Source organism: Candidatus Frankia nodulisporulans, from assembly GCF_902806475.1.
Lineage (GTDB): Bacteria > Actinomycetota > Actinomycetes > Frankiales > Frankiaceae > Frankia > Frankia umida.
In genome coordinates, this window is the sequence record NZ_CADCWS010000330.1 from 1 (window position 1) to 3,889 (window position 3,889).

4 protein-coding genes and 1 pseudogene are annotated in these 3,889 nt (G+C 70.3%); 3 read left to right on the plus strand and 2 right to left on the minus strand.

All coding sequences use genetic code 11. The annotated features are described in order from the left end of the window. Both G6R24_RS19085 and G6R24_RS19090 read right to left on the minus strand, forming a co-directional pair. Window positions 1–339 (minus strand): annotated as a pseudogene (locus G6R24_RS19085) (hypothetical protein); the annotation flags it as partial. A 53-nt stretch (window positions 340–392) separates the two neighbouring features. Beyond that, window positions 393–815 (minus strand): hypothetical protein, encoded by a 423-nt coding sequence (locus tag G6R24_RS19090; protein WP_163550561.1) that lies wholly within the window; start codon window positions 813–815, stop codon window positions 393–395. Between the two features lie 349 nt (window positions 816–1,164). On the opposite strand from G6R24_RS19090, the gene G6R24_RS19095 reads away from it, so the two are divergent. The 3 genes from G6R24_RS19095 to G6R24_RS19105 all read left to right on the plus strand — a co-directional run bounded on the left by G6R24_RS19095 (window position 1,165) and on the right by G6R24_RS19105 (window position 3,743). Continuing rightward, on the plus strand, window positions 1,165–2,148 hold the full coding sequence (locus G6R24_RS19095) for a hypothetical protein (RefSeq protein ID WP_225438741.1): 984 nt from the start codon (window positions 1,165–1,167) through the stop codon (window positions 2,146–2,148). A gap of 197 nt (window positions 2,149–2,345) precedes the next feature. Continuing rightward, on the plus strand, window positions 2,346–2,888 hold the full coding sequence (locus G6R24_RS19100) for a nuclear transport factor 2 family protein (RefSeq protein WP_163550562.1): 543 nt from the start codon (window positions 2,346–2,348) through the stop codon (window positions 2,886–2,888). An 84-nt stretch (window positions 2,889–2,972) separates the two neighbouring features. Then, complete coding sequence (locus G6R24_RS19105; protein ID WP_163550563.1) at window positions 2,973–3,743, plus strand: SDR family NAD(P)-dependent oxidoreductase; 771 nt, start codon at window positions 2,973–2,975, stop codon at window positions 3,741–3,743. Window positions 3,744–3,889 lie beyond the last annotated feature (146 nt).

The following is a 3,889-nucleotide window of genomic DNA, read 5'->3' on the forward strand; positions in this document are numbered from 1 at the left end:
GGCGAGCAGATCACGGTCGAACCGCGGCAGGGCCTGGTACATGGCGTGGAAGTCGGTCCGGTGCAGGGCCAGGAACGCGGATTTCGGTGAGTCGGCGTTGACCAGGACGAGGGTTTTCTCCGGCACCTTCTCGGCCGGCAGTTTCAACGCCACGGCGTGGACGTCCTGGGTGAAGGCGGTGTCGGTGAAGTCGAAGATCTTGTTGGTGACGTCGGGCATCGTCTGTTTCACCGGGTCGACGAACCGGGACAATGGCACGGCGGTCGCCGAGAACAGGAACATCTGGCAGGCCCACAGAAAGCCGCGCGCCTTGGGGGACGGCCCGGACGGCCATTCCAACAGCTTTGACCAGGCGCCGAGATCGTCGATGTCGCTGGCGTGCCGGGTACGGTTCAGAACGGCCTGGAAGAACGTCGGCAGTTTCGCGAGTGGAATGCCGACGGTGGCCTGGGCCTGAGCGCCGAAGGTCGGGTCGGTGATGCGCAGGGTGCCGCTGCGCAGCCAGGTGCCGCCCTCGAACTCGGTGTTCTGGTCGAAGGTTCGGTGTTCTGGTCGAAGGTGATGTCGCGCTGGCCGCCTTCGGCGAGCTTCGCGGCGATCCGGGCGGCGACGGTGAGCGCGGCGCGCGCCGACCGCTCGTCCGCGAACGGCTTCGTCACGAACTCCAGCTCCGAGGTGGCGCCGAGCAGATGTGTCTCGTCGCCTTCCAGGGTCAGGCCGACCGGATGGTGGTAGACGACCTCCCGCTCGCCGATGTCGGCGACCCCTGACCTCGACACGAAGACGTTCTGCGTCTGCAGCTCGAACCCGAACAAGAACCGGCTCCCCCCGCCCGCGGCCGCACAGCCACGTGGCGTGGCCCACAGTAGGACGAACGTCGTCCGCCGACGCCACTCTTGCGCGGGAGAACCCGGCCTCGCGCTCGCTTGCGCTGCCAGATGGGTCTTATGTCTGCTTTTATACCTCAACAGGAATTGCCGGGTCGGCCGCCGGGCGGGCCGGCGCACCGTACGTGAGATGCCCCACCGGGGCATCACCGACCGGTCGAAGGAATCTCGCACCGAACCTCGGTAGCGTCACATGAACCCGCAACCCAGCGCCCGTCGGTGGCGCAGTGGAGCTCTGACCATGCCCGCCGAGGCTCCCCCGCCTGCCGATCTCGCCGTGACCAGTCGAATCCCCGCGCCCACGGCGCCCGCCGACGCCGTCGCGGACGGGGTGGCGGAAGCGGGCCGGGCCGCCAGCGACGAGCCGGGGGTACCGACCGACCACTTCGCCTCGAATCTCGCGGCCAGTGAGCTGCTGATCTCCGCGCGCCGCTGCCTGGCGATCGCGCCGCTGACCGGCGCGGTCCGCTCCCGGGCCGGCTTCGCCTCCACGGCGGCCATCCTGCATCTGGTCGACGTCAGCACCTCGCACCCCACGATGATCGCTGTCCGGCCGGACTGGACCGCCACGCAGGACATCTCGGTGTACGGCGGAGGCCGGATCATGGACGGCCCGGTCGTCGTGGACAGCCGGCTTGTCCGGGCCGGCAAGAAGGTCGCCGTCGCGGAGTCCGACATCTACGACGCGCACGGTGTGGACGATCCGCACGAACTGCACCGGATGCTCGGCGACGCCACCCCGGCCGGCCGGCTGGGCGCCGACGTCGAGGGCCTGACCAGAGCGGGTCGGGCGCTGGTGACGTTCGCTCGCCTCCCCCGGGTCTCCGCCCCCGGCATGGACGACTACGACCCCGGCAAGTGGGTCGGCACGATCCGATCCTCCGACCACGTCGTCGAGCGGCCGGCGGACCACATCCAGGACGCCCTGGGCGCCCAACCGCTGGACGCCGCCACCGGGCAGTTCGAGCTGCACCGCACCCCCTACGTCACCAACAGCATCGGGACGATCCTTGGCGGGGCGCAGGCCGCGCTGGTCGAAGCCGCCGCCGAGGCGATGTGCCCCGGCGCCGTGGCCATCGACCTGCAGATGCACTTCCTCGCGCAGCTACGGTCCGGCCCGGCCCGCACGGTCGGACAGATCCTGCGCGACGTCGGCGATCACTGCGTGGTGTCGGTGACGGTGGTCGACGCCGGCGCCGACGATCTGCTCCTCACCCTGGCCACGGTCACCCTGCAGCGCACCTCGACCGACCTGGGCTAGCCGTTCGTTCGTGGCTCAGCGCTGTCGCCGCACCCCCCAGCGATCTCGCGGAGCAGACAAAAATGCAAGACTGTCCTACCGCGACACAATGTGGCATCTTCGTCTCGACACCTGTAGGGCGGATGTCTCCGGCGGTCCCGCGAGTCGGCGACTCACAGTAGCCGCCCGAGACGCGCGTGCGAGCCGAAAGAGGCAGGATGACCACCGTGGAGCCCGAGGAAAGCGATCTTCTGTCGGCGTTCCGCCTGATCGACGAGCAGCTGGCCGCGGCCCCGCAGGCGGGGAACCTCGTCGTTTTCCGGGAACGTCTGATCGCCGAGCTCGTCGGGGACGCCGACCGGGTCGCCGCGACGCTGGCGCCCGACTTCTCCCTCGTCACCCACGTCGGCGGAAAGACCCTGACCAGCGGACGCGACCAGTTGGTCGCCAGCATCCAACGGCTCGGGGCCGCTCCCGGCGGCGCACTCATGTGGCTGCGCCTCGAGTCCCTGGTGGCCGACCACACCACCGTCGCCGGCCATGGCTTTCTGGTCACGCTCACCGCGGCGCCCTCCGGTGGCCTGCGCCGCACCGTGGGGCCGCTCGCCTTCTTCGTCACGAGTGACGGGCCCCTGATCACGTCGGAATCGCTCTATCTGGATCCACCGGCGGACGAGACGACCGTGCTGCCCGACGCCACCCTGGCCGACCGCCAGCGCTGCCTCGACCTCGTCGGTGGCCTGCCCCAGCCCACCCGCTGACCCGGCCACGCCACCCGGCTCACCCGGCTCATCCGGCTCACTCGGCTCACTCGGCTCATCCTCACGAACCAGGGACGACGAAACGTGGATCTCACTGGAGCATCGGCAGTCGTGACCGGCGCGGCCGGCGGACTGGGTGGCGCTACCGCCCGCCATCTCGTCGGGCTCGGCGTCGCGGTCGTCATCTTCGATCGCGACGCCGAACGGGCGAAGGCGACGGCGGCCGACCTCGGGCCGGCCGCGACCGCTGTCGCCGGCGATGTCACCGACGCGAACGACGTCCAGGCGGCCGTCGACGCGGCCCGCGCCGCCGGCACCCTGTCGATCGTGGCCAACGTGGCCGGTGGGGGCAGCCGGCCGACCCGCACGGTCAGTCGGGACGGCACGCCCCACGACCTGGAGACCTTCCAGCGCATCATCGCGATCAACACCGTCGGCACCTTCAACGTCACCCGGCTCGCCGCCGCCGCGATGGCCACCAACACCCCCGACGAGGACGGCCAGCGCGGCGTGGTGATCAACACCGGCTCACTCGCGGGCTTCGAGGGACAGGCCGGGCAGGTCGCCTATGCCGCGGCGAAGGCGGCCATCCTCGGCATGTCGCTGCCGCTGGCCCGTGACCTCGCCCCGGTGGGCATCCGGGTGTGCGCGATCGCGCCCGGCACGATGGGCACCGAGCTGATGCTGAACGCCCGCCAGGAGTTGCAGGACAAGCTGACCAGCAGCATCGTTTTTCCGCACCGCATGGGACGGCCGGAGGAGTTCGCGCGTCTCGTCGAGGCGATCGTGCGCAATCCGTACCTCAACGGCGAGAAAATCCGCCTCGACGCCGCGCAGCGTCTCCCGGCCAAGTAGGTCGCCGCCCGTGGTCGTACACCACCGGCGGTCGCGGGCCGACATCGGTCGTTGCCGGTCGTCGGCGGATCGCGGCCCACGGCGTGCTTCGGCGGCCGGACATGAATGCCATGCGACAACGATCAGGGGGTTTCCCGGTGACAGAT

Excerpts from the sequence above, each read along its gene's own strand:
- G6R24_RS19100 (WP_163550562.1), top strand. The coding sequence starts at position 2,346 with ATGACCACCGTGGAGCCCGAGGAAAGCGATCTTCTGTCGGCGTTCCGC.